23 protein-coding genes are annotated in these 24,413 nt (G+C 66.5%); 11 read left to right on the top strand and 12 right to left on the bottom strand.

The features are described 5' to 3' along the window. Window positions 1-69: 69 nt before the first annotated feature. Window positions 70-1,005: a LysR substrate-binding domain-containing protein gene (locus tag BAU07_RS13830; RefSeq protein WP_066658699.1), complete on the top strand. Its 936-nt coding sequence runs from the start codon at window positions 70-72 to the stop codon at window positions 1,003-1,005. A gap of 228 nt (window positions 1,006-1,233) precedes the next feature. On the opposite strand, the gene BAU07_RS13835 is transcribed toward BAU07_RS13830, so the two are convergent. From BAU07_RS13835 to BAU07_RS13850, 4 genes are all read right to left on the bottom strand, one after another. Further along, window positions 1,234-2,181, bottom strand: a complete 948-nt coding sequence (locus tag BAU07_RS13835) for a PDR/VanB family oxidoreductase (protein WP_066658709.1) — start codon at window positions 2,179-2,181, stop codon at window positions 1,234-1,236. A 28-nt stretch (window positions 2,182-2,209) separates the two neighbouring features. Beyond that, entirely contained in the window at window positions 2,210-3,178 is a 969-nt protein-coding gene (locus BAU07_RS13840) for a Bug family tripartite tricarboxylate transporter substrate binding protein (protein WP_232338127.1), read from the bottom strand. 67 nt (window positions 3,179-3,245) lie between these two features. Then, entirely contained in the window at window positions 3,246-4,556 is a 1,311-nt protein-coding gene (locus BAU07_RS13845; protein WP_066658712.1) for a Rieske 2Fe-2S domain-containing protein, read from the bottom strand. 48 nt (window positions 4,557-4,604) lie between these two features. Beyond that, window positions 4,605-5,396 carry a hydroxypyruvate isomerase family protein gene (locus BAU07_RS13850; RefSeq protein WP_066658715.1) on the bottom strand — a complete coding sequence of 264 codons (792 nt, stop codon included), beginning with the start codon at window positions 5,394-5,396 and terminating at the stop codon, window positions 4,605-4,607. A gap of 200 nt (window positions 5,397-5,596) precedes the next feature. Here BAU07_RS13850 and BAU07_RS13855 point away from each other — a divergent pair, with 200 nt between their 5' ends. From BAU07_RS13855 to BAU07_RS13875, 4 genes are all read left to right on the top strand, one after another. Beyond that, window positions 5,597-5,878: a peptidylprolyl isomerase gene (locus BAU07_RS13855; RefSeq protein WP_066658717.1), complete on the top strand. Its 282-nt coding sequence runs from the start codon at window positions 5,597-5,599 to the stop codon at window positions 5,876-5,878. 546 nt (window positions 5,879-6,424) lie between these two features. Next, complete coding sequence (locus BAU07_RS13865; RefSeq protein ID WP_066658721.1) at window positions 6,425-6,847, top strand: hypothetical protein; 423 nt, start codon at window positions 6,425-6,427, stop codon at window positions 6,845-6,847. 79 nt (window positions 6,848-6,926) lie between these two features. Further along, window positions 6,927-7,433 (top strand): hypothetical protein, encoded by a 507-nt coding sequence (locus BAU07_RS13870; protein WP_157122231.1) that lies wholly within the window; start codon window positions 6,927-6,929, stop codon window positions 7,431-7,433. A gap of 38 nt (window positions 7,434-7,471) precedes the next feature. Then, entirely contained in the window at window positions 7,472-8,056 is a 585-nt protein-coding gene (locus BAU07_RS13875; RefSeq protein WP_066658723.1) for a papain-like cysteine protease family protein, read from the top strand. A 112-nt stretch (window positions 8,057-8,168) separates the two neighbouring features. Here the strand turns inward: BAU07_RS13875 and BAU07_RS13880 are convergent, their stop codons facing one another. Beyond that, window positions 8,169-8,855 carry a DUF3313 domain-containing protein gene (locus tag BAU07_RS13880; RefSeq protein ID WP_157122233.1) on the bottom strand — a complete coding sequence of 229 codons (687 nt, stop codon included), beginning with the start codon at window positions 8,853-8,855 and terminating at the stop codon, window positions 8,169-8,171. A 263-nt stretch (window positions 8,856-9,118) separates the two neighbouring features. On the opposite strand from BAU07_RS13880, the gene BAU07_RS13885 reads away from it, so the two are divergent. Both BAU07_RS13885 and BAU07_RS13890 read left to right on the top strand, forming a co-directional pair. Next, window positions 9,119-9,742 (top strand): hypothetical protein, encoded by a 624-nt coding sequence (locus tag BAU07_RS13885; protein ID WP_066658725.1) that lies wholly within the window; start codon window positions 9,119-9,121, stop codon window positions 9,740-9,742. 236 nt (window positions 9,743-9,978) lie between these two features. Further along, window positions 9,979-10,962, top strand: a complete 984-nt coding sequence (locus BAU07_RS13890) for a tripartite tricarboxylate transporter substrate binding protein (RefSeq protein ID WP_066658728.1) — start codon at window positions 9,979-9,981, stop codon at window positions 10,960-10,962. 135 nt (window positions 10,963-11,097) lie between these two features. On the opposite strand, the gene BAU07_RS13895 is transcribed toward BAU07_RS13890, so the two are convergent. The 5 genes from BAU07_RS13895 to BAU07_RS13915 form a co-directional block, all read right to left on the bottom strand. After that, the gene (locus BAU07_RS13895; RefSeq protein ID WP_066658731.1) at window positions 11,098-11,919 is read right to left on the bottom strand and encodes a metallophosphoesterase; all 822 of its coding nucleotides are present in this window, start codon (window positions 11,917-11,919) and stop codon (window positions 11,098-11,100) included. 14 nt (window positions 11,920-11,933) lie between these two features. Beyond that, complete coding sequence (locus tag BAU07_RS13900; protein ID WP_066658734.1) at window positions 11,934-13,196, bottom strand: MFS transporter; 1,263 nt, start codon at window positions 13,194-13,196, stop codon at window positions 11,934-11,936. A gap of 69 nt (window positions 13,197-13,265) precedes the next feature. After that, window positions 13,266-14,066 carry a helix-turn-helix domain-containing protein gene (locus BAU07_RS13905; protein ID WP_066658738.1) on the bottom strand — a complete coding sequence of 267 codons (801 nt, stop codon included), beginning with the start codon at window positions 14,064-14,066 and terminating at the stop codon, window positions 13,266-13,268. 124 nt (window positions 14,067-14,190) lie between these two features. Then, window positions 14,191-16,155, bottom strand: a complete 1,965-nt coding sequence (locus BAU07_RS13910) for an ATP-binding protein (protein ID WP_066658741.1) — start codon at window positions 16,153-16,155, stop codon at window positions 14,191-14,193. 68 nt (window positions 16,156-16,223) lie between these two features. Continuing rightward, window positions 16,224-16,610 carry a response regulator transcription factor gene (locus BAU07_RS13915; RefSeq protein WP_066658743.1) on the bottom strand — a complete coding sequence of 129 codons (387 nt, stop codon included), beginning with the start codon at window positions 16,608-16,610 and terminating at the stop codon, window positions 16,224-16,226. 227 nt (window positions 16,611-16,837) lie between these two features. On the opposite strand from BAU07_RS13915, the gene BAU07_RS13920 reads away from it, so the two are divergent. Both BAU07_RS13920 and BAU07_RS27565 read left to right on the top strand, forming a co-directional pair. Then, window positions 16,838-17,458 carry an excisionase family DNA-binding protein gene (locus tag BAU07_RS13920; protein WP_066658745.1) on the top strand — a complete coding sequence of 207 codons (621 nt, stop codon included), beginning with the start codon at window positions 16,838-16,840 and terminating at the stop codon, window positions 17,456-17,458. A gap of 68 nt (window positions 17,459-17,526) precedes the next feature. Then, the gene (locus BAU07_RS27565; protein WP_066658747.1) at window positions 17,527-19,587 is read left to right on the top strand and encodes a methyl-accepting chemotaxis protein; all 2,061 of its coding nucleotides are present in this window, start codon (window positions 17,527-17,529) and stop codon (window positions 19,585-19,587) included. A gap of 40 nt (window positions 19,588-19,627) precedes the next feature. Here BAU07_RS27565 and BAU07_RS13930 read toward each other — a convergent pair whose 3' ends face one another. Beyond that, complete coding sequence (locus BAU07_RS13930) at window positions 19,628-20,002, bottom strand: winged helix-turn-helix domain-containing protein (RefSeq protein ID WP_084025744.1); 375 nt, start codon at window positions 20,000-20,002, stop codon at window positions 19,628-19,630. 78 nt (window positions 20,003-20,080) lie between these two features. Then, a complete protein-coding gene (gene norR / locus BAU07_RS13935; protein WP_066658750.1) occupies window positions 20,081-21,676 on the bottom strand; it encodes a nitric oxide reductase transcriptional regulator NorR in 1,596 nt (531 codons plus the stop codon). 192 nt (window positions 21,677-21,868) lie between these two features. Between norR and hmpA the strand changes: the two genes are divergently transcribed. Both hmpA and BAU07_RS13945 read left to right on the top strand, forming a co-directional pair. Beyond that, on the top strand, window positions 21,869-23,050 hold the full coding sequence (hmpA, locus tag BAU07_RS13940) for an NO-inducible flavohemoprotein (RefSeq protein ID WP_066658751.1): 1,182 nt from the start codon (window positions 21,869-21,871) through the stop codon (window positions 23,048-23,050). Window positions 23,051-23,126: 76 nt separating this feature from the next. Continuing rightward, window positions 23,127-24,227 carry a DUF1615 domain-containing protein gene (locus BAU07_RS13945; RefSeq protein WP_157122237.1) on the top strand — a complete coding sequence of 367 codons (1,101 nt, stop codon included), beginning with the start codon at window positions 23,127-23,129 and terminating at the stop codon, window positions 24,225-24,227. Window positions 24,228-24,413 lie beyond the last annotated feature (186 nt).

A 24,413-nucleotide genomic window follows, 5' to 3' on the forward strand; every position in this document is an offset into this window, starting at 1 on the left:
GCAGGGCCGCTATGCGGCGCCGGGGGTTTTCAATAGAATGGGCCGGCCCGCAACGCACCCGCCTGTCTTATGAACGTCACCATCAAGCAGCTCCGCGCCTTCGTGAACGTCGTCAATGCGGGCAGTTTCACGGAAGCGGCCAAGCGCATGTATGTCACCCAGTCCGCGCTGAGCCTGCTGCTGCGCGAGCTGGAAAGCGAACTGGGCGTGCGGCTGCTGGACCGCAACAGCCGGCGCACGCAGCTTTCCACCATGGGAGCGGAGTTCTATCCCCTCGCCATCAAGGTGCTGGACGACCTGGACATGGCGGTCAACAGCACGCTGCAATTGCACGAACGGCAGCGGGGCAGCGTGCGCGTCGCCTGTACGCTGTTGTACGGGCAGGCGCTCATGCCGCAGATACTCGCCGAGTTCGGTGAACGCTACCCCGCCATCACGGTACGCATGCTGGACCTGCCCAATGAACAGGTGCTGGCGCGCGTACTGGCCGACGAAGCGGACTTCGGCGTGGCGCCGCAGCGCCCGACGCCCGCGGGGCTGGCGCAGGAACGCCTGTTCCAGGACCGCATACAGCTGATCTGCCCGCGCGAGCATCCCCTGACACGCCGCAAGCGCGTCAGCTGGAGACAGGCGCTTGCCTATCCATTCATCAGCCTGCCGCTCGACTTCACCGTGCGGCTGCAGGCCGATCTGCTGGCGTGGTCCGCCTCCCTGACGCTGAAGCCGCAGCATTCGGTCTCCTACCTGACCACCGCGCTGGGCATGGTGAAGTGGGGCCACGGCCTGACCGCCCTGCCCTCGTATTCCACGCCCTTGCTCAATGCCTATGGGCTGGCCGGCATCGCGGTGCGGGACCCCATCATCCACCGCCAGATCTCGCTGTTCACCAAGCGCGGCCACAGCCTGTCTCCGGCGGCCACCAGCCTGGTCGATTTCATGCATGAGTTCATGGCGTCGCCGGCGCGCGCCGCGTCCACGGGCGGACCGCACCAGAACAGGCCCTAGCACCGCTGCGCGGCCAGAACCTGGCATACGGCGTCGCCGACCTGTCGAATCGTTGCCGCGCTGTCCTGGTGCGCATGGGGTCCAATGCCGTCGCCGGCGATAGCCATATCGCGGTGCACTACCATCGCTTCCTCTCTGCCGGAGTGACTGGGGATCGGGCCGATCATGCGGCAGGCAACGGTTCGCCTGCGCGCGCGAAGGCCCAGTCGGGGTGACAAGGCGGCGGCGCTACAGATCGAGCACCAGTTCCGCATCCAGGCTGCCGGAGCAGCAAATCATCATGGTCTTCCCAGCGGCGCGTTCCGCTTCGCTCAGCACCTGGTCGCGGTGCTCCGGCCGGCCCGCGAGCACGGCGGTTTCGCAACTGCCACATACGCCCTGCTGGCAGGAATGGGCGGGCGCTTCGCCGGCATCCAGCAGCGCTTGCAGGATGCTGTGGCCCGGCGGCACGCGCACGCTGCGGCCGCTGCGCGCGAGGCGGACATTGAAGCCGCCTTCCTGCGCCGGCGTTTCGACCGCTGAAAAGTGCTCGAAATGGACCCGCTCGGCAGGCAGCGCGGCCGTGTGCCTGCGGAAGTCCTCCAGCATGGGCAAGGGGCCGCAACAGTAGACGTGTGCGTCCCGGGGTAGCGCGGCCACGGTGGCCGCGATATCCAGGCGCCGCGCCCGCGCCGCGCCATCGAAGTAGGTTGAGACGCGGTCGTCCCCGTCCAGTTCATCCAGGAAGGCTGCCGCGGCGGGGCGGCGGGCGCAGTAGTGCAGGCGCCAGTCGCGCCCCAGGACCTCCAGCCGCCGGATCATGCTGCGGATGGGCGTAATGCCGATGCCGCCCGCGATCAACACCGACCGCTGCGCGGTTTCGTCCAGCGCGAAGAGATTGCGCGGGGCCTCGGCACGCAGCACCTGGCCCACGCGCGCCTGCTCGTGCAGGTAGCGGGATCCGCCTCGGCTGGCCGCGTCGCGGTTCACCGCGATCACGTAGCGATGCTGCTCGCCCGGGGTATTGATCAGCGAATAACTGCGCGCCAGGCCGCCGGGCAGGTGCAGGGTGATATGGGCGCCCGCCGTGAACGGCGGCAGCGCCGCGCCGCCCTCCTCCACCAGTTCAAAGCTGTGGATGCCGTCGGCCTCCTGCGCGATGGTCCGTATGCGCAGGTTCAAATGGGTCGTGGACATGTTGCTGCGTCGATGGAGGATGCGCGGATCAACCCGCCTTGATGCCGGCGCTCTTCGCCACCTGGCCCCATTTGTCGTATTCCGACAGGAAGAATTTGCGGAAGTCTTCGGCGCTGCCGCCCGCGATCTCCGCGCCTTGCGCCACGAGCTCTTTCTGCAGGGCCGGTTCGGATAGCACCTGGTCGGTGGCCTTGGACAGGCGGGCGACGATCTCGGGCGGCATGTCCGCCGGCCCCAGCAGGCCGAACCACGTACCCGCCTCGAATCCGCGCACGCCGGCTTCCTGCATGGTCGGCACATCCGGCACCAACTGCGAGCGCTGGCCCAGCGTGATGGCCAGGGCCTTCAGCTTGCCGGCCTGTACCTGCGGCAGCGCGGACACCAGCACGTCGAACATGACGTTGACCTGCCCGCCGATGACGTCCACGAGCCCGGGCGCGCTGCCCTTGTAGGGAACGTGCACCATGTCGACCCCGGCCACGGACTTGAACAGTTCGCCCGCCAGGTGGGCGGCGCTACCTGTCCCGAAAGACGCGTAGGTGATCTTGCCGGGACTCTTGCGCGCCGCCGCGATCAGTTCCTGGACGCTATCGATGCCCAACTTCGGATTGGCGACCAGCAGGAGCGGTGCCTTGGCGATCAGCGTGATCGGCGTGAAGGCACGGATGGGGTCATAGGGCACCTTGGCGTAGGCGTGTGGCGTCACGGCCAAAGGGCCGGCGGCGCTGAACAGCAGCGTATAGCCGTCGGCGGGTGCCTTGGCGACCAGGTCCTGGCCGATCATGCCGCCCGCGCCGGCGCGGTTTTCCACGACCACGCTTTGGCCCAGTTGCTGCGCCAGCCCCTTGGCGATCAGGCGCGCCGTCGTGTCGGTGGAACCGCCGGCCGCATAGGGCACGATCAGGCGTATCGGTTTGTCGGGATAGCCTGCCGCAAGGCCACAGGCCGCGTATACCAGGGCCATGGCGGCCCATACACTGCGTAACAGCGTTTTCAAGATGGTCTCCTCCGGGTGGTTCGTGTGCGCCGCTTGTGGACTAGGCGCTTTCAAAGGCTGGGCTGCCTTACGCAGCGGCGTCGCCGGCATAGCCGATGGGATTGCCGAAGCGCTCCTGCATGATCTGTTCGAAGGACTTGCCCTCCTCGGCAATCCAGCTGCCCGACCGCAGGCAATAGGCGTCGTGGCGCCACGGCGCCTGCGGTTCGCTGCCCTGCGCCAGCGCGCGTGCGCCCGTAATCAGCGTACGGCGAAAGCGCACGATCGCGGCGTCGGTGGCGGTCAGGTGTTCGCGGGTGCGGTCCGCGATGAGGCCCTGGCTTTCCTGGACCATGGCGTCCTGCTCCGCCACCCCGCGCACGCCCGTAAAGGTCTTGTGCTTCTGTTCATTGCGATCGAGCAGATACCCATTGGAAAGGTTGCGCAAGGGAATATAGTCGGGGCCGACCTCGGCCACCACGCCATGGCCGCCCTTGAGCTGCCCGATCTCCTGCGCGCTCAGGTCGCGATCGGGGTTCCACACGTAGGTGTAGATCCAGCATGCATGGTCGTCGATCGGCACGAAGGTGTAGCCGAAATAGTTTTCGCCCGGCAGCGTCGATGGCGTGGTGCTGTGCGAAGGCAGGGCGAACTGCGTGGTGCGCCAGTAGATGTCGCGTCCCTCGGCACGACGCGCGCCGCCAACCACGAAACCCACTTCGTGATCGCGGATGGAGAACTTGGGCATGGGGTCGCGCCGGATCCACGCCAGGCGCTTTTCGTCGGCGGGTGCATCGCGGTTTTCGTTGGAAGGCACGCCGGGCGCCGGCATATGCAGAAATGAGAAGTGCGAGGTATCGAGCGCGCCCTCGATGGCCTGCGCCCAATTGCATTCCTGGCGCTTCTTGGTGACGTAGCGCCGGCTGGCGGGGAGAGCGCCGAATTCCAATTGCGGCACCTCCGGCAGGCGGCCGTCCTCGCGGGCCGGTCCCATATAGGCCCATACGATATCGCCGTACTCGCGGGTCGGATAGGCGCGTACCGAGATGTCTTTGTGGTAGCTGGAGCCCGGCGGAACATTGGGCAGGTCCATGGCCTTGCCATCGACGCCGAACTTCCATCCATGGAAGACGCAGCGCAGCCCGCACTCCTCGTTGCGGCCGTAGTAGAGATCCGCGCCGCGGTGCGGACAGACCGGTTCGATCAGGCCCACGCGGCCCTGTGTATCGCGGAACGCCACCAGCTTTTCGCCCAGGACCTGCACACGCAGGGGCGGACCGTCCGGTTCGGGCAGTTCGCGCGACAGCGCGACCGGCTGCCAATAACGGCGGAAATACTGGCCCATGGGCTGGTCAGGACCCGTGAGCGTCAGGACGGCATTGTCGGCGGCGGTAAGCATAGGCGTCGGATATGAAGGTCGGGGAATGGATGCGCCGGTTCGGCGCGCTCATGCGTCGGGATTGCGGATGCCGTAGGGCTGGCCCCACGCCAGGCAATCGTCCGTGCGGCCCGAGGGCTCGAACTCGCAGCCGACCCAGCGGTCCCAACCCAGCGCCTGGAGTTGCGCGAAGAAGTATGGGAAGTGGATCTCTCCGGGGCCGGGTTCATGGCGGCCAGGCGCGTTGCCGATCTGGACGTGCCCGATATGCGGCCACGCCTTCTTCAGGGTATTGGTGATGTTGCCCTCTTCCATCTGCACATGATAGGTATCGAAGCACAGCTTGACGTTGGGGCGTCCGATCTCCTCGATCAGGCCGGCGCCTTCCGCGATGCGGCTGTAGAAGTAATCCGGAAAACGCGCACGGCAACAGGGCTCCAGGATCAGCGTCAGCCCTTCGCCGGCCATGATGTCGGCGGCGCGGGCGATGTTTTCCAGGAAGGTCGCGCGACAACGCGACCGGTCTGCGCCAGCCGGCAGGTTGCCGGCCATGGCGTGGATCATGGGCTTGCCAACCTGCACCGCATAGGCCACCGCGGTGTCGACGCTGCGGCGGAATTCGTCTTCGCGTCCCGGCAAGGCGGCAATGCCGCGTTCGCCGGCCGCCCAGTCGCAGGGCGTCAGCACCTGCACCAGCGTCAGGCCGTTCTCGCCCAGCAAGTCGGCGATCTGCGCGGCCGGGTACTCATACGGGAAGGCCACCTCGACGCCCTGGAAACCGGCCCGCGCCGCGGCCCGGTAACGCTCCAGCATCGGAATCTCGGTGTACATCCATCGCAGGTTGGGATCGAAACGCAGCATCGGCACCGCCCTCTTTGCATACGCCCCGCGAGTGGGGCAATGGCAGGTACTCTAGGGATGCGGCGCGGTCCGATCAATGCAAGTGGACCAATCCTTCCATGAGGAAAACTTATAGGTAGGGCCGCGGCGCGCGCGTCTCCGGACGCCAGGCGCGCCGGATTGCAGTACTCTGTCGGTTTGCCCAAAAAGGAGGTTTCCCCATGGCACAGGCCGCCGCCCGCCACATACTCGTTTCTACCGAACAGCAATGCAAGGACCTGAAGGCCGCCATCGAAGGCGGTGCCGATTTCGCCCAGGTCGCACGTGAGAATTCGCTATGCCCGTCCAGCCGCGATGGCGGCAATCTGGGCACCTTCGGCCCAGGCCAGATGGTCCGCGAATTCGACCAGGTCGTATTCAGCGCACCCGTGAACGTCGTGCAAGGTCCCGTGAAGACCCAGTTCGGGTATCACCTGGTCGAAGTCACCAGCCGCCAGGATTAAGCGCGGCACACGCACGGGCGGCCATCGCAACGGCCGCCCGGCCGGACCGCCGCATCGACGCATGCGCCAGCATGGCGTCGATGCGGAGTCTTCGAACCGGCCGCCGGCATGATCCCGTAGCGGATCATCCCATCAACGCCGGATGCAGCGTGCCCGCAGCGCCCCGCCTTCGTTGCCTTGGATCGCCGCCGTGCGGGCGTCCCGCGCCCCGCGCCGCGGGCCTTTCCCGCGCAACACCCTGAATACCCCGCTGTGTGCGCGCATGCGCAGCCGGCTCGCCCGTCGGCCGGCACCGGCCCGCATGCGATGCGGCGCCGGCCCGACGTGCGCTTCCTGTTCGATGGTTACGCGCGTGCCCTTTCATCCAATGGTTGGTTGCCCCGCGTGAATGGCCAAGACAGGGGCTCCAACAGCCATGGGTCGATACAAAAGGTTATGGCGGGCGCCCTGCTTATCGGCTGCACCCGCTGATAGAGTGGCTGCGATCGACAGCGGACCTCAATGAGCCCGCGCCTGGCGCCGTGCCGCTTATCAAGGAGAGCTTCCATGGCCAATCCACCCACCACCGATTGCGATATCCAGATCCGGATCCTTATTGATGACAACACCGTCCAGAACGGTACGTCGAACGGGGTCTACATCATGGATAACCGCGTGGGAGCCGGCAGCGGCGCGGAAGGCGCGTCCAACCTGAACACGGTTGCCAATATCAACGAGAAGATCTGCTGGCGGGTGGAGCCCTTGAATCCGAGCTCGCAGTCCACCTTCACGATCCAGTCCATCGGTGAAATCTCGGCGTGGGGATATACCGGCGGCCCCGGAATTTCCCCTGACCTGGGAGAGAGCGCCTATACCGGAACGGTCGAGGCTGCTTGTGCGGCGACAGCCTACAACATCGATATTTATGCCTCCCTGGCCAATGGCGGTGTCATGACGCTGAGCGTGCAGCCCAGCATCACCGCCAACTGAAACGCCATCGAAGGCTTGATCCGAGGGCAGTGCCGACACGCGGCATGGCCCGATTCCAGTTGATATCGCACCGGAGTTGATGATGGGTACGCAAACCTCCAATACACCTGCGAACGTGAACCCCTTGACCGTGACCGGCGAGGACTATGGACCGGATAATCCGCAAACCGTCATTCGCATCCTGGTCGATACTGCCTATGTAGCCACCACCGCGCCCGGCACCAATGGTGCGATCACCAACGGCGCGTACATGGTCGACAACCGGGCGTCCAACGGCAGTTCCGCGGAGGGCGGCCTGGAACTGCATACCGTGGCGCATATGGAAGATTTCGTCGGGTTCTACGTCGAGCCCGTCGACCCGACCACGCAGGACACGGTAAGGATCGTCGGCATACAGGCGCTGAGCAATGATGTGTTCACCAGCGCCGGCGAGCCCAGAATGCGGGATACCAAGGGGCAGATTTTTGTCGGCCAGATACTGAACAACGCGTTTTCGACTTATCGGCTGCAGTGCGAACTGACCGTCAATGGGTTGAGCGTCGAGAAGATTCCCTTCTGGTGGGACCCATACCTTGGCGTGAACTGAAGCGGGACAGGTCTTTCGCCTTGCACCGGGAGCATGCGATGAGTGATCAGAATGAAGACACGGGCACGGACGCCTCGCCGGACGGCGATGACGACGACGCCGCGACGGGAAAATTCGTTATCACGGCTTTCCCACCCTACTTCGAATCCCAGCACAGGACCAACTGGTGCTGGATCGCGGTGGCAGTGATGATCGGGAACTACAGCCAGACCGGGCCGCTGGTCAACGGCAAGCCCAGCAAGTGGACCCAGAGCGGCGTGGCCAGCGCATGCCTTGGCAGTTCCTCCGTGAACTCCATCGGCTATCCCGACAGGTCCATGACGGAGACCCTGGTCTACTCGCCTACGGACAGCGTGGCCAGCCAGAGCTACGAGGAAATGCGCAAGGCGATCAGGCAGAAGGCGCCCGTCGTGCTGGGCTGGGGATCCACCGGGCGGGGCGGGCAGATACACAACGGCCACGTGATCGCCGTCTATGGCTACGATGGCGCCAAGAAGTGGTATTTCGCGGATCCGCTGAAGTCGGGGGTGACCGAAGATTCGGCGCTGCCCATTCCGAAAGACCTGCCGAACCCGCACATGATGGTGTGGTATTCGCGCGTGCCATCGATCAGGATGAGCTGACGCGCGATTGTCCCGGGAGACTTCTCTGCACCGTTCCCGGTACGACCGCGACGTCATGCGCGGATGGCGCCGCCGGGTCCCGCCTTGCGGCCGGCCCGGCGCGCGGCGGCCGTCAGCGCGGCGCGACGAAGCGCGTGATTTCCGAGGAAGCCCCGTCTGTCCACGTATCGATGAGGGGCCGCAGGCTGCCCGCCTGGACGCCGCCCTGTCCCTGGGCGGCGCTTTGCACCCGCTCGCCGGTGCCGCCGCGCACCGCGGCATACAGGACTTCCTGCGTCATGCTGTCGGTGATCGACGTCTCGATGGCTACCGAGGCATCCTGCGGCCGGCCCCCTTCGGCCAGCGCGCGCGCGCCCGTAATCACCAGCGCGACGGGTATGTACTGATACGCCTTGAGCGCCTGCGACTCGGTGCCCACCGCGGTAATGGCCACGCGGATGCGCGCCACCCCTGGCCCGGCCTGGTTGACCAGCCGGACTTTCTGGCCCAGCTTCTGCCGCAGCGAGGTATCGACGTAAGTCCGGATGTCGTCGAGGGTGGCCATCGATACGGCATCGCTGGGCTGCGGCTGCGGATAGTAGGTCACCGACTCCAGCAAGACGGCCTTGTAGCGCGCCGGCGTGAAGTCAGGGTTCAGATAGGCAAGGCGCGATCCGCCGCCGGGCGCAGGCATCTTCTGCAATTTGGAGTAGTCGCCCAGGAAACCCGATTCCTTGGGGGTGGGGCTCGTCGCGCATCCCGCCACGATAAGTACGGTTGCGCACGCGCCCAAAAGCCGGACAGCCAGACCTTTCATCATTGCCTCTCCCACTATGTCGGTTGTTGAGGTGAAGCGGTGGCATGAAAAGTCTTGTCGATGCCCGTTGCGTTCACTTTCGGAAAGTAGCCGGCGACGGCCGCTCCTGTCTAGTACCCTTCCTAGCACTAAAGTCGCCACCCCTGGATGCGCGCTCAGGGACGTAGGCGTTACACGGCCGTTTTTCCTGGCGCGTTTGCACGGCTTTCGGCTAAAACTGGTTGCGTATGCCGTCATGCACGACGGCTCCCGGAAATACCACTGACATGCCCTACCGCCATCCGCATATCGGTGTCGCTTTCGACCTGCCCGAGGGTTGGGTCCTTGAAGGCGCGGAACTGTCCGCGGACGGCGCCACCATTACGCACCGGTGCCACCGGACCCGGCTGTCCCTGCAGATCAAGCCCGGCCAGGGCAATGGCGCGGCGCGGCTGTCGGCGATGACGGAGCAGCTCACGGCGCTGGGCGCCGCCGGTGTGACGCCCGCGCCCCCGCCCCCCTTTCGCCGTACGCGCGATATTGTGGCCCTGGCTTTCGAGTTGAACGGCGAACCGAAGCGCTGGATTTCCGTCATGCACGACGGCTACGACTATACGGTCAGCCATACCGACCACTGGCAGGACGTAGCCGTGGCGGTGGACCGCATGGCCGGCACCTTCGCCTTTCCCGAACCGCATAATGTCCGCCGGGCCCTGGATGCCTTCCCGGCCGACCTCCTTACGCCCCGGCCGCCATCCGCGGCGGCGGGCATCCCGGGCGCGGCGTCGCTGCATGGCGATGCCGCCCTGGCGGCGCGCCTGCATTTTCCCGGCGCCATGCTGCCGGCACTGTGGCAGGCGCTGCGCGCGCGGCTGCGGCGGTCCGGCGTGCGCGGCGCGAAGGACGAGTAGCGACCAGCGGACAATGGACAGGCATCGCGCACGGAAACCGGCATACGGGATAACCGCTATGGCCACAGGCGGGCGGAATCCAGGGATTGGGACGCTTTCGGTGTTATAAGAATTGTCCTGTGCCGCATGCAAACCGAACACCGTGCGGCGCGGGACAATGAAAAATCCTGATCGCTGACGTCGCTTGAGATCGGGCATCTCCGCGATCGGATCCATAACATTCCGGAGACAACACCATGAACCCCCTATCGTCGCTCGCGGCCGCCTTGCTCGCCGTTTCCCTGGTCGGCGGCGCGCCCGCGCAGGCGCAGTCGCCCACCGATAAATATCCCGACCATCCGATCAAGCTGGTGGTCGGCTACGCGCCCGGTGGCGGCAACGATATCGCGGCGCGGCTCATCGCCAAGGAACTCACGGAGATCCTGGGCCAGTCCATCGTGGTGGAGAACCGGCCCGGCGCCGGCACCAATATCGGCGCCTCTTATGTGGCCCGCTCCGCGCCGGACGGCTATACGTTGTCATTGTCGTCTACCGCGCTGGCCGTCAACGTCAGCCTGTATCCCAAGCTGGACTACGACCCGGTCAAGGACTTCGCGCCCGTCGCGATTTTCGCGAAGGCCCCCAATCTGCTTATCGTCAGCAACAAGCTGCCCGTGTCGTCCGTGAAGGAGCTGGTGGCCTACGCCAAGAAGAATCCCGGCAAACTGAATTTCTCGTCGGCCGGCAGCGGCAGCACGCAGCAGCTCGCCGCCGAGCTGTTCAAGACCAAGGCAGGCATCACCGCCATGCACGTGCCGTACAAGGGCTCCGCGCCTTCGCTCAATGCCGTCATCGGCGGCGAAGCGGATTTCACCTTCGTCAACATCCCGAGCAGCAAGCAACTGGTCGACAGCGGCCAGGTCAAGGCGCTGGCCATTACCGCCGACAAGCGCTTCCCGGCGGTGCCGAACGTACCGACGATGGAAGAAGCGGGCATCCCGGGCATGGATGTCGCCACCTGGTACTCCATACTGGCCCCGGCCGGCACGCCCCCCGCGATCATCAACAAGCTGAACGCGGCGGTGAACCAGGCCGTGGAGCGGCCGGCCTTCCGCAAGGTCCTGGAAGATATGGGCACGGCGCCCATGACCGCCACGCCGGAATACTTCCAGAAGTTCCTGGCCGAGGAAATCGTCCGCTGGCGCGAGATCGTGCGCCAGTCCAACGCGTCGGTGGGATAACGTCCGTCGCAGGCCGGTAGACGGCGCCGCGGCAAGGCCACTGGCCGGGTCCGCCCGGGCCCTGCTTATTGGGTTGCCGCGCGGCACGGACCGGCCGCCGCTCCCTGGCTGCCGCATCCTCCACGGCGCGGCGCGCTACGACACCGTAGTAGCGGCCAGGTCCACGACCAGGGCCGGCCGGAAACCCTCCTGCTCGCCCTTGGCGGCATAGCCGAGCGGATTGGCGATAATCCTGCAGCCATCCTGTACATAGTCGAAAGCGCAGTGCAGATGGCCGTGCAGCCATAGGTCGGCCTGCGGAATCAGCATATCGAGCGCATTGCAGAATCCGGCCGTGCCGGGCGTGACGCCGTAGCGCGGATCGGCGCTGGACAGCGTGGGCGCGAAGTGCGTGACGGCGACGGTCGTGCCGTCGAAGGGTTGCGCCAGCGCCTGTTGCAGCCATTCCTGGCATGCCAGCGCCTGCTCGCGCACCTCTTCGGCCAGAAAAGGCTGACCATGGCGCATGGTCGCGGCTTTTTCCAGATAGAAGTTGGCGGCCCGCATGGCCTTGCCCCGCTTGCGCAGGACTTCGGTCACGGTGTCGCCTGGCGTGACGAGCGCGTCGAAGTCGCTCCACAGCGTCGTGCCGATGAAGCGCACCCCGTCGATGACCAAGGTTTCCCGTTCCAGCCACTGGATCTGCAGGTCGTCGCACAGGCTGCGCAGGCGCTCGTGCGCCGCGTCGAAGTCCAATGCGTCATATTCATGGTTGCCCGGTATGTAAATCACCGGCACCGGCCATCCGTGCAGCGGTGAAAACCGTCCCAGGCCGAAATCATCTTCCTGCAGGCGCGATCCCTGCTGGTACGAGCCGATGTCGCCAGCCAGGACCAGCAGGTCGGCATCCGGCGCCGGCAGCGCCTGGAAGTCCGCATTCGTTTCGAGGTGCAGGTCCGATAACAGCTGGATCTTCATGCGGATGGACTCCCCTACGCCGCCGCCCGTGCCAGCCGCAATGCGCCCCGCTGGCGCAGCGCCAAGGTGGCAAGCAGGCCCAGGTTCACGATATTGAATGCCACGCCCAGGGCGAAGGCGGGTCCGTAGTGGCCGAAATGGTCATACAGGAAACCTGCCAGCCATCCGCCCGTGGCCATGCCGGAACCCGTCATGAGCAGCATTGCCGGCACGCGCCAGTAGGCGTCCTTGGGCGGAAATATTTCGCGCACCGCCAGCACATAGGCCGGGATGAGCGCGCTGAAGCCAAGCCCGAAGGCAATGGACACGGTGAACAGGCCGAACTGCTGCTGTACATACAGATAGCCCGACACCGCGATGGCCTGCATGAAAGAGCTGATGAGCGCAGTGCGTATGCCACCGATGCGGTCGGACACCACACCCCATACCTGGCGGCTCAGGAAGGCCACGCCCAGCAGCACGGACAGCATGACTGCTCCCACCGCCGCCGACAAGCCGCGGTCGCTGCACAAGGCTACGAGGTGGCCTTGCGGCATCGCCATGGGCACGCAGCACAGGAAGCCCGCCACCCCCAGCATGGCGAATACGACGTTGGGCCGCCAGCCGAAGATGCGCCCCGTGCGGGTGGCCTGCGCCGCCAGGGGCGGCGGCGCTGCCTCCGGCGGCGGACGCAGGAACAGCGCGGCCAGCACCGTCACCAGCACCACCTCGATCACGCCATAGGTCACCATCGTCGCGCGCCAGCCCCAGCGCCCGATGGTGTATTCGAAGACCGACGGCCACACCATGCCGGCGATGTAGTTGCCGCTGGACAGCAAGGCCAGCGCGGATCCGCGCCTGCGTTCGAACCAATGGCTGACATAGATATAGAGCGGCGCGTTCAGCCCGGCAATGCCGAGCAGTCCGATCAGCAGGCCGTGTCCCACATACAGTTGCCAAGCCTCGCCGAGCGTGGACACCATCAGGCCGGCACACACCGCCACGCCGCCGAAGATCACGGTCCAGCGCACCCCGAAACGATGGGCCAGGCGGCCCATCAGGATGCCGCCCACCGCCGATCCCAGCCATGCCAGGGAGCTGCCAAGGGCCGGCACGGACCGCGCACCGCCCATATCCGCCGCGATGGTCTTCAAGCCGACGGTGGAAATCAGCGGGCCACCGAAAGACATGCCCAGGCAGATCAGGGCGACCGTCGCGACGATCCAGGAACGGCGTGAATCCAGCGTATCGGCGGAGCGCAGGCCGGGCGGGGTCCGCGGGGTGGCAGGTGTGGTCATGGGCAGCAATATATCAGCCCGGCAGCGCTTCGATTTTGCTGCAGCGCACGCGGGCGAACAGCCCCGGCGTCAAGCCTGCCGTAGTCCATCCATATCGAGAATGCGCACTTGCTTGGCGCGCATCTGGATCAGGCCGTGCTCCTGCAGGCGGGAGAACATGCGGCTCACGGTCTCCAGCTTCATCCCCAGGTAGCAGCCGATTTCCTCCCGGCTCATCCGCAGGGTGAACTCGCTTGCCGAGTAGCCATGGGCGCTGAAGCGCTCCGCCATATTGAGCAGGAAGAAAGCAACACGAGCCTGCGCGGCCCGCTTGCCGATCAGGGTCATCATGCGGACGTTGCGGGCGATCTGCTCGCCCAGCGTTTTCTGCTGGAAGCGCCGAACTTCCTTGATATCGTCGGCCAGCGCTTCCAGGCGGGCGGCCTCGAACATGCACAGCATGGTGTCTTCCAGCGCCACCGCGTCGCTGACATAGTGGCCGGTGCCCAGCCCTTCCATGCCGAGGAAGTCGCCCGCCAGGCGAAAATCCGTGATCTGCCTGTCCCGGGGATCATCCGCCAGCACGGTGACGGCCTTGAAGGACCCGGCCCGCACGACATACAGCCGCGTACAGGCATCGCCGGCGCGATAGAGGGTTTCGCCAGCCTTGATCTTGCGCGGACCCGCGATCGCGCTTTCGAACCGGGCGCGTTGATCATCGGGCACCCGCGAGTACACACAGCTGCGCCGTACCCCGCAATCCATGCAGCCTGTCGCGGCCGGACGCGCGCGATCCGCCACCCGCAGTTCGATGGAGCCCCGCGCGGACAGCGACGGCCGCGCGGATGGCGGCGCCGCGCCGGTCAGGGGGAGGGGCAGGGTTGCTTCCATGAATCGATGCTCCGATGAAGCGTGCCGCGTCCGGATGGAGGCGACGCAACGCAATACAACGCGGTTTGATCTTGCGGATTCCGTGACGATGGCGCGCCGGCGCCGTACCTCGGGCGGGACGGTGTCATGCCTCGGCCGGAATGGAAATACCCACCTTCGTTCCAACCCCTGGCGTGGATTCCAGCCATACCTGTCCACCATGCAGCTGCACGATTTCCCTGACCAGCGCCAGGCCCAGTCCGCTGCCCGGCACCGCGCCGTTCTTGTCCACGCGATAGAAGCGGTCGAACACCTTGGCCTGCTCGCTCTTGGCAATGCCGATGCCCTCGTCCTCGACGGTCAGGCGGAACATCGGGCCATCCCTGTCCGCCGAGATCCTGATGGGCGTGCCGGGCGCCGAATACTTGACGCAGTTCTCCAGCAGGTTGCGCACCACGGTCTCCATTTGGGTGAAATCGCCGTTGATGAGGACTTGCGGCTGGGCCGCCCGCAGCGATACGCGTTCGCGCACGCCGGGCAGGCGATCGATCGCGCTCTGCACCGCGTCGAGGACGTTGAACTCCGCCATCTTGAAATCCTTGTCGGCGCGCGCTTCGATGCGGGCCAGGTCCAGCAGGTCGGACACCAGGGTGGACAGGCTCTTGGCCTGGTCGCGGATCATCTCGTAGATGGACTGCTTGCGCGCCTGGGGCACGCGATCCGCAGCCAGCAACTCCGACAGCCCCAGGATGCCGGCGGTGGGCGTGCGCAGTTCATGCGCCGCCGTCGCGACGAACTCGGTTTTCATGCGGTCGACCTGGGTCTGCGCGGTGACGTCGCGAACCAGGGCCACCACGCCGTCGTAGGGATCGCGCAACGATTCGATGCGGAACTCGAGCACGCAGACCCGCGGCGTCTTCAAGGTGAACAGAAGGCGACGGCTCGGGCCCGATGACCGGTGCTGCAGCGCCTGGGCCAGATCCACCCTTTTCTGCGCCCGATCGTCCGACAGATCGCGCGCGAAAACCATATCGGCCAGTTTTTCCGGCGTCCAATCGGTCAGGGTTGCGTTCTCCACGCCCAGCATTTGGCCCAGGCGTGGATTCATGCCTCGCAATACACCGTCCGAGAAGGCGATGACCGCATCGGGTATTGCCTTGATCAGCGCCTGCAGGTTCGCGGCGCGCTCGGCTTCCTGCTGTCGCGCTGCATGTTCACGTTGGGCCGAGGCGCTCAGCTTGCGCCACAGCGACACGCGGCGCAGTTCTGCAAAGAGGATCAATGCGGTCATGAACGCGCCGGTGAGCAGCGACAGGTCACGCCGCCGACGGAAGGATTGCAGGTAATCCAGCGTGGAAAAGCCCACAGCGACGGCGAGCGGATAGCGGTCCAGCACCCGGTAGCTGGTGATGCGCTCGATCCCATCCACGGCGCTGACCGCATTGAAGGTACCGTGGGTGCCGCGGGCGAGCGCGGCGCGCAGCGCACTGTGGGGGGACAATACATCCCCGAGCGATTCGTCGACGTGCGTGCGCCGCGCGCGAACCACGAAATCGCGCGTGCCGACCACGCTGACCATGCCGTGTTCGCCGATCTGCAGCAGCTTGTACAGCCCGGTGAAGTAGGAGGGATCCATCGAAACCACGGCTATCCCGATCAGATTCCCGTCGTCGTCCAGAATGGCGCGCGACAGTTGCACCGACGGTCGCCCGCTGGTGCGCCCGACGACGGGCCTGGCGATATACAGCAGGCGCACGTCACCCGTATACGGGCCGGCGAGCTGGGCGCGGATATGCTCGCGATCGGATACGTCGATGGGCTGGAAGCCTTCGATGGTGGAGTCGCGCAAGATGCCTTGCGCGTCGACGACGGCCACCTGGACGAAGGCCCGGGCGTTGATCAATCCGCTGCTCGACCATTCGCGCAAGCCGATGTCCAATCCATGCCCGCGCACCTCCGTGGCGACCATGGCGGCAGTCTGCTCCGCCTCGCCCAGCACCTGGCGACTGTGTTCGGCCAGCGTCTCCACCAGCGTTGCCGACGCCTGGGCTGCCGCGCCCAGCTCCACGGAGCGGTCCCACGATATCCAGACCGCGAGCGACGCCCACATGGCGGCGATCAATATCAGGCCTGGCCAATAATGGGCCAGCGGCCCAAGAGAGGTGGGTCCCGCGTGTCTCACGATACGAGCCCGCTTGTGCGCGTAGCCGAGAGTTCATCGATGGCCAGCAGGATTTCGCCGGGGCTGAAGGGCTTCACGAAATAGCGGTCGGCGCCGACCTGGCGACCGCGCTGGACGTATTGCGCACTGTCGAGCGCCGTCAGCATATAGACGTGCGTATGGTGCAGCCCATCGTGGCCGCGGATATAGCGGCAGATCTCGTAGCCGTCCAGCCACCCGGGAATCGTGACATCCAGGATGGCCAGGTCCGGCCGATGTGTTTCCAGAAGGGATAGCGCGCCATCTGTGTCGCGTGCAAACAACACCTCGTGCGCACGGGCGCGGAGCGTCAGAGCGATGACTTCGCAGATGGCGGGATGGTCTTCCACGACTAGGATCTTCATTGATGCTCTGCAGTTGTTCGCATTCAGGAGTGACGGATGCCTGTACCGCGCGCTGGCGCGTCTCCCCGCGACGGACGCCCGGATCAGGTTTCAGATTTGTATTCTGGAAACTGAAAATATGAAAAATATGATAACGTCCGTTTCAATTAGTCGCTACAAAATTTGAAGATTTAAGAAAAACAACAACATCGCCTCCAAGGGGCGTTACATACGGTATGGAGTAGAAGATGAGTTCATCCGATCCGGCTTTCATATCGACACGGACCGCCGCGGAGCGGATCGGCGTGTCGGTACGCACGGTTCAGCTGTGGGTCGAGGCCGGCATCCTCGAAGCATGGAAGACAGAAGGCGGGCACCGCCGCGTGGCGAGCGCTTCGGTGGACGCACTGCTGCGCCGGCGCGAGGGCGATGGGCCGGCAGCCGCCCAGCCTATCGACGCGGGGCCCCTGCGCGTGGTGGTCGTCGAGGACGATGTGCACCTGCAGACCATGTACGAACTCAGCCTGGGCAGCCTGCCCTTCGAGCTGAAGCTCAAGCTCGCCGGAGACGGCTTCACCGGCCTGGTGCGCATCGGCGAATTCCGGCCGCACGTGGTCATCGCGGACCTGAACCTGCCCGGGCTGGATGGCTTTCGCATGATCCGCGCGCTGAAGGACGCCCCGGAATCCCGGAACGCCCAGCTCTTCGTCATCTCCGCCCTGACACGCGAAGACATCGAGGACCGCGGCGGACTGCCCGCCGACGTGCAGGTACTGTCCAAGCCCGTACCGATGAGCGTGCTCGAGTCCCTGATGACCGAAGCCAACGAAAAGCGACAACGGCCGGCCGGCTATCCGGGCCGGGAATAGCGCTACCCCGTGCCGCCCGGCGCACAGGCGGATAACTCAAAGCGAGCCCCAGCATGAGCACACAGGCAATGCAAGACACCCTCTCCCGCTCCCGCGTGCGCGCCGGTTGGCTCGCGCGGCAATCCATGTCGCGCCGGATCATCCTGGCCACGCTGCTGGTGACGGTCATCATCATGGGCGCCATGATCGGCGTCCTCGCGCACCAAGGCAAAGCCAATGCGGAGGACAACGTACAGCGCGAGATGCGCAGCGCCCTGACCGCCACTGACGAATCGCTGCAACTGGTCTTCCGGACGGCAAGCGCACGCGGCCAGGAGCTCATGCCCATGCTGGTTCGCGCCCTGGGCGGAGAACCCGTCCTCGACGGCGCAAGCATCCCCACCGGTGAAGCGGGCAATGTGCCGCGCCTCGTTGCCGGTGGCCGCGTGCTCAACGGCGACGCCGACACGCTGGAGCGCCTGCGCGACGCCACCGGCGCCGACCCCGCGGTGATTGTCCGCGCCGGCGGACGCTGGGTACGCGCGGCCACCCTGCTGACGGACGCGCAAGGACGGCGCCGCATAGGAAGCACCGTCGATGCCAACGATATCCTCGCGCGCAAGCTGGACCAGGGCACGGCATACACCGGGCTGGTGCAACGCAATGGCCGATGGTATTCGCTTAGCATCATGCCGCTGCGCGATGCCAGCGGCACGGTATACGGCGGCCTCACGCTGCGCGTGAACGTCAACGACAACATCTCGCATCTGCTGGACTGGGTGGAAAGCGCGCGTATCGCGGGACATGGCAGCCTGACGCTGCTGCAGCACAGCGCCGATGGCAAGGGCTGGACACCGGTCATTGCGGCCGGTCGCAAGGCTGTCGACCGGCCCGAGGCGATCGGGGCAGTCGGCCCCGACGCCGCACTGGCGACGCTGTTCCGTCAGCCCGACGGCTTCGATGACGACGTCCTCCTGGGCCAGGACGGCGCGCCGAGCGTCGTGACCTGGCATACCGTGAAGAACTGGGACTGGATCATGGTGGGCAGCGGCAAGCGCGCCGACTTCCTGGCCAAGGCGCATCGCGAACTGGCCGTGCAGGTCGGCATGATGCTGGCCGGAATGCTGCTCATCGCCTCCCTCATCGGCGGTTTCTCCGCCTTGGCGCTGCGTCCGGTGCGCGACATGCTGGCCGGCATGCAGCGGCTGGGGCAAGGCGACCTGACCGGCCAACTGCCCGAGGTGCCCGAGGTCTCGCGCAATGAGGTACACATCCTTTTCCGCAGCCTCAAGCACATGCAGCAAAACCTGGCCCGCACCGTGGCCGTGGTGCGCGGGGGCGTGGATGAAATCAATACCGGCGCCAGCGAGATCGCGGCCGGCAACGCCGACCTGAGCAGCCGCACGGAAGAACAAGCCGCCTCGCTGGAACAAACGGCGGCGTCGATGGAACAACTGGCCGCCACGGTCAAGCAGAATGCCGAAACGGCCCGCGAGGCCAGTGCCCTTTCGCTGACGACCTCGGAAGAAGCGCAAGGCGGCGGGCGGGCAGTGGCCGCGGTTGCGGAAACCATGCGCGGCATATCGGAGAGCTCGCGCAAGATATCGGAGATCGTGTCCTTGATCGACGGTATTGCCTTCCAGACCAATATCCTGGCGCTGAATGCGGCGGTGGAAGCGGCCCGCGCCGGGGAACAGGGCCGCGGCTTCGCGGTGGTCGCCGGCGAGGTCCGCACCCTGGCCCAGCGCAGCGCGGTGGCGGCCCGTGAAATCAAGGCCTTGATCGAGGACTCCGCCGGCCGGGTGGGCACCGGCGCGCAACAAGTGCAGAACGCGCGCGCCACCATGGAGCAGGTCGTCGCCTCCGTCGGCCGCCTGACGGCCCTGGTCAACGGCATTTCGGGCGCCTCGGAAGAACAGTCGCGCGGCATCGAGGAGGTGAACCGTGCGGTGGCGCAGATGGACCAGGTCACCCAGCAGAACGCAGCGCTGGTGGAACAGGCGGCCGCGGCCGCGGGGTCACTGGAAGAACAGGCGCGCCACTTGGCCGAGGCCGTGGCCGTGTTCAAACTGGCGCAGCAGCCCGAGCGGGCGTATGCCGGCGATGCTTACGCCACCGGCGACCGCCCGGCCATGCTGGCGATGGCTTGAGCCGGGCCGCAACGGTGGAAGCACCGTGTCCAGTCGCCGTTCAGGATGGTCCGCGCGCCACGGGTGGCACGAACAGATAGCCCCCGCCGCGCACCGTTCTGATGATGGAAGGCGACTTGGGTTCGTCGCGAAGTTTGCGGCGCAGACGGCTGAGCTGCACGTCGACGGTGCGGTCGAAGGGTCCGGCCGCGCGGCCGCGGGTCCAGTCCAGCAATTGCTCGCGGTTGAGGACGCGTTGCGGATGCATCAGGAAGACCATCAGCATATCGAACTCGCCGCCGGTCAGCGTGATGGCCTCACCGGCCTGGTTGCGCAGCGTGCGCGCGGCCGCATCCAGGGTCCATCCCGCGAAGCGGTAGATTTCGACCGGAGGCGCCGGTGGCGCGCGACGGCGGTCTGGCGTTGTGGTTTCCATTTCTGCACGCCGTTGCGAATGGAACGCACAAGTCTACCGCCGCGGCGTGCAACCGGAACCATCGATACAGTTCGTTGCTCACGCGGCACGGCGCGGGCGCCCCGGCCTGCCCTGCACCGCTATGCCCAGGCGCGCCGCGCGGCGGCGCAGGTTGGCACGGTCCACGCCCAGCTCGCGGCCGGCCGCGCTCCAGTTGCCGCCGTGGCGGGCGACACAGCTTTCGATGGCGGTCCGCTCATAGTTTTCCAGTGCCTGTTGCAGGGGTAGCCCGGGGGCGACGGCCTGCTGTGGTGCCGCCGCCGGCGCGCCGCTCACCCCACTGACTCCGGGCGGGCCTATATCCAGATCGTCGCGGGAGACGGTCAGAATGCGCGGGCGTTCCGCATGCCGCCCGAGGGCCTTCAATACGCCGCGGCTGATGACGTGTTCCAGCTCGCGCACATTGCCGGGCCAACTGTACTGCTGCAAGGCGGCCGGGATATCAGGCGCCAGGCGCACCGCACCGAGCCCCAGGCGCGCGCGGTTCGCCTCCAGGAAAGAGCCCGCCAGCATGACGATGTCGCGGCCCCGCTCGCGCAAGGGCGGCACGCGCAAAGGGTAGACACTGAGCCGATGATAGAAGTCCGCCCGCATGCGGCGGGCGCGCACTTCCTCGGCCAGGTCGCGGTTGGTCGCGGCGATCAACCGGACGTCCACATGATGCTCCCGGTCCGATCCCACCCGTTGCAACTGGCCGCTTTGCAGCACCCGCAGCAACTTGGCCTGCGCGCTCAAGGGCAGTTCGCCGACCTCGTCCAGGAACAGGGTGCCGCCATCCGCCAGCTCGAACTTGCCGCGCCTGTCCTGCACCGCGCCGGAAAACGCGCCGCGCACATGCCCGAACAGCTCGCTTTCGATAAGGTTGTCCGGCAAGGCGGCGCAGTTCAGGCTGACCATCGGTTTGCCGGCGCGCGCGGAGCCGGCGTGCAGCGCCTGGGCCACGAGTTCCTTGCCCACCCCGGTCTCCCCCGTAATGAGCACGGTCAATTGGCTGTCGGCCACCATCTCGATATCCTTCATCAGGCGGCGATAGGCAGCGCTCTGGCCGGTGAGCCGGCGCGCCGGCTCGGCGGTGGCCAGGCGATAGCTTTCGGCACGACGGCGCTCGTCTTCCACTGTCACCGCCAGTTGTTCGATGCGTGCCGCCACCGTCACCGTGGCCGCGGCCAGCCCGGCGAAGATCTCCAGCACGGCGAGGTCGTCGTCGGAAAAGCGCGAGGCCTGCAAGGCGTCCAGCGTCAGCAGGCCCCATCTGCGCTGGCCCACGGCGATCACGCAACCCATGCAGTCGTGGACGTGCAAGTCCCCGGCGGCATCCTGCACCAGTCCGTCATAGGGGTCAGGCAGCGGGCTGTCCGGGGCGAAGCGCATGGCGCCGTCCGCGTTGAGCAGCGCCTGGAAACGGGGGTGCTGGTCCACGCGGAAACGCCGGCCCATCGCGTCGGGGGCCAGCCCTTGAAGCGCCAGCGGTATCAGGGCGTCGTTCTCCAGCCGCAGCAGCCCCACGGCGTCGCAGGGCAACAGGCTGCGCAGGGAGGTCAACAGGCGTTCATAGCGTTCGCGCGGCGGCACCTCGCGCGCCAGGTCCGAAACGAGCGGAATGACCGCGGCGAGCAGCGGATTATGGGTCTTCACGACTCAGATTCCTTGAAACCAGGTCATAATAACGTGATTTTATGACTATTTCTCCTCGCAAACGCGGGCGCGCGCCCGCGGCGTCGGATTGGCATGGATGTTGCATTGGAAAGAAGGCCGACAACGGCATATCGATGGACGGCGCGCCCGCAGGCTTGCGCGGCGGCCGCCCTTTCCAGGAGTCTCCACGCCATGCTCGATTCGAACCAGCTCGCCATCATCCGCGCCACCGTCCCCCTGCTGGAAAGCGGCGGCGTCGCGCTGACGACGCACTTCTACAACATCATGCTGAGCGAATATCCGGAAGTCCGCCCGCTCTTCAACCAGGCGCACCAAGCCAGCGGCCAACAGCCGCGCGCCCTGGCCAACGGCGTGCTGACCTACGCGCGCAATATCGACCGTCTGCAGGCCCTGCAGCCGCTGGCCGCTCAGATCGTGAACAAGCACGTCTCCCTGCAGGTACTGCCGGAACACTATCCCATCGTCGGCGCCTGCCTGCTGCGCGCGATCCGCGAAGTGCTGGGCGCCGAAATCGCCACGGATGAAGTCATCGCGGCCTGGGCCGCGGCGTACCAGCAACTGGCCGATCTGTTGATCCAGGCGGAAAAAGCTGTCTACGACGCGGCCGCGCAGGCGCCGGGCGGCTGGCGTGGCGCGCGGCCCTTCGTGGTCGCGGACAAGGTCCAGGAAAGCCAGGAGATCACGTCTTTTTACCTGCGCCCCGCCGACGGTGGCGCGGTGCTCCCCTACAAGGCAGGCCAATACCTGGGCTTGCGCCTGATTGTCGATGGCAAGGAAGTGCGCCGCAACTATTCGCTGTCCCGGTTCGGCACGGACGGCCAGTACCGCATCAGCGTCAAGCGCGAGCCCGGTGGCGTTGCGTCCAACTTCCTGCATGACCGCGTCCAGCCGGGCGATACCGTGGATGTCTTTCCGCCGAGCGGCGAATTCGTGCTGCACGAGAGCCCGCGGCCGCTCGCGCTGATCAGCGCGGGCGTCGGGATCACGCCGACCCTGGCCCTGCTGGAGGACGCGTTGCGCGACGGCGACCGCCCCATCCACTTCATCCATTACGCGCGCAGCGGCGCCGTCCACGCTTTCGGCGACTATGTCGACGCACTGGCCGCGCGGCATCCCCGCTTGCGCCACTTCGTCTGCTACGAAGACCCGCAAGGCGCGGCGCGCACGCCGGACGCGATCGGGCGGGCCACGCTGGACCAGTTGCGGCAATGGCTGCCGGACTCCACCGACCTGGACGCCTACTTCGTGGGCCCCAAGGCCTTCATGTCGCACATCAAGAAGGCGCTCGCGACCCTGGGCGTACCGCAGGCCCAGAGCCGCTACGAGTTCTTTGGTCCCGCGGACGCGTTGTAACCGGCCCGCTGCGAGTGCGGGGCCGCATCCCGGCCGGGGCCGGTACCATGGCATTTTCATGGTTCCAGGAATCTCCATGCCGCAGATCCCGCCCCGCCGCCTCGCCGTCGCCGGCATGGCCGCGCTGCTGTTGCTGGCCGGCTGCGCAACCCGGCCGCCCGAGCCAGCCCCGCGCAGCCCGGCGCAGGTGCGCGCGGATATCGCGCGGCTGCTGCCGCCGAACGTCAGTGACGCATCCGGCTGGGCGCGGGATATCCAGGTCGCGGTGACGTCGCAAGCCATCGCCGCGACGCCGGACAACCTGTGCGCCATCGTCGCGGTGACCCAACAGGAATCGAGTTTCCAGGCCGATCCGGCCGTGCCCGGGCTGCCAACGGTGGCGCGCCGCGAAATCGCCCGCCGCGCGCAGTCCATGCACATCCCGGCCGTACTGGTGGATGCCGCATTGGGAATCCAGTCGCCCAACGGCAAGACTTATGGCCAGCGGCTCGCCAGCGTGCGCACGGAACGGGACCTCAGCGCCATGTTCGAAGACTTCATCGGCATGGTGCCGATGGGCCGTCGCCTGTTCGGCGGGTTGAACCCGGTGCACACGGCCGGTCCGATGCAGGTCAGCATAGATTTTGCCGAGGCGCACGCGCAGGACTATCCCTATCCGGCGCCGCAGGGTATCCGGCAGGAGGTCTTCACCCGCCGGGGCGGACTGTACTTCGGCACCCTGCATCTGCTTGGCTATCCGGCGGACTATGACGCCATGGTGTATCGCTTCGCCGACTTCAACGCGGGCTGGTATGCCAGCCGCAACGCCGCGTTCCAGAACGCCGTCACACGGGCAACCGGCATCGAACTGGCGCTGGATGGCGACGTACTGCGCGAAGGCTCGGACGAACCGGGAGAGACCGAACGGGCCGTGCGCGCCTTGCGCTCGCGGCTCGACATGAGCGAGCAGGCGATACGCCGCGACCTGGCGCGCGGCGCACGCCTGGACTTCGAAGACACCATGCTCTACCGGCGTGTCTTCGCCATCGCCGACGGGATGTCGGAGCGCCCCCTGCCGCGTGCCGTGCTGCCCCGCATCACCCTCAAAAGCCCGAAGATCACCCGCAAGCTGACAACCGCCTGGTTCGCCGAACGCGTGAACACCCGCTGGAAGCAGTGCATGGCCCGGGCTGACTGACCTGCGGCGGCGTCGCGCCGGGCGGGGGGACATCGCGTGGGCGCGGTGCCCGGCGCCCACAGGGCGACGCCCGTCCGCGCGCCGTCCCGGCGCATGTCCCTTGCCCGCCCCGGCCGACCCAGCCCGCCACCCGGCCGCCACGGGGCCGCCACGGGTCCCGCCACGAGGCCGTCGCCCATGCGGCGG

The organism is Bordetella flabilis (assembly GCF_001676725.1).
GTDB classification, from domain to species: Bacteria; Pseudomonadota; Gammaproteobacteria; order Burkholderiales; family Burkholderiaceae_B; genus Bordetella_C; species Bordetella_C flabilis.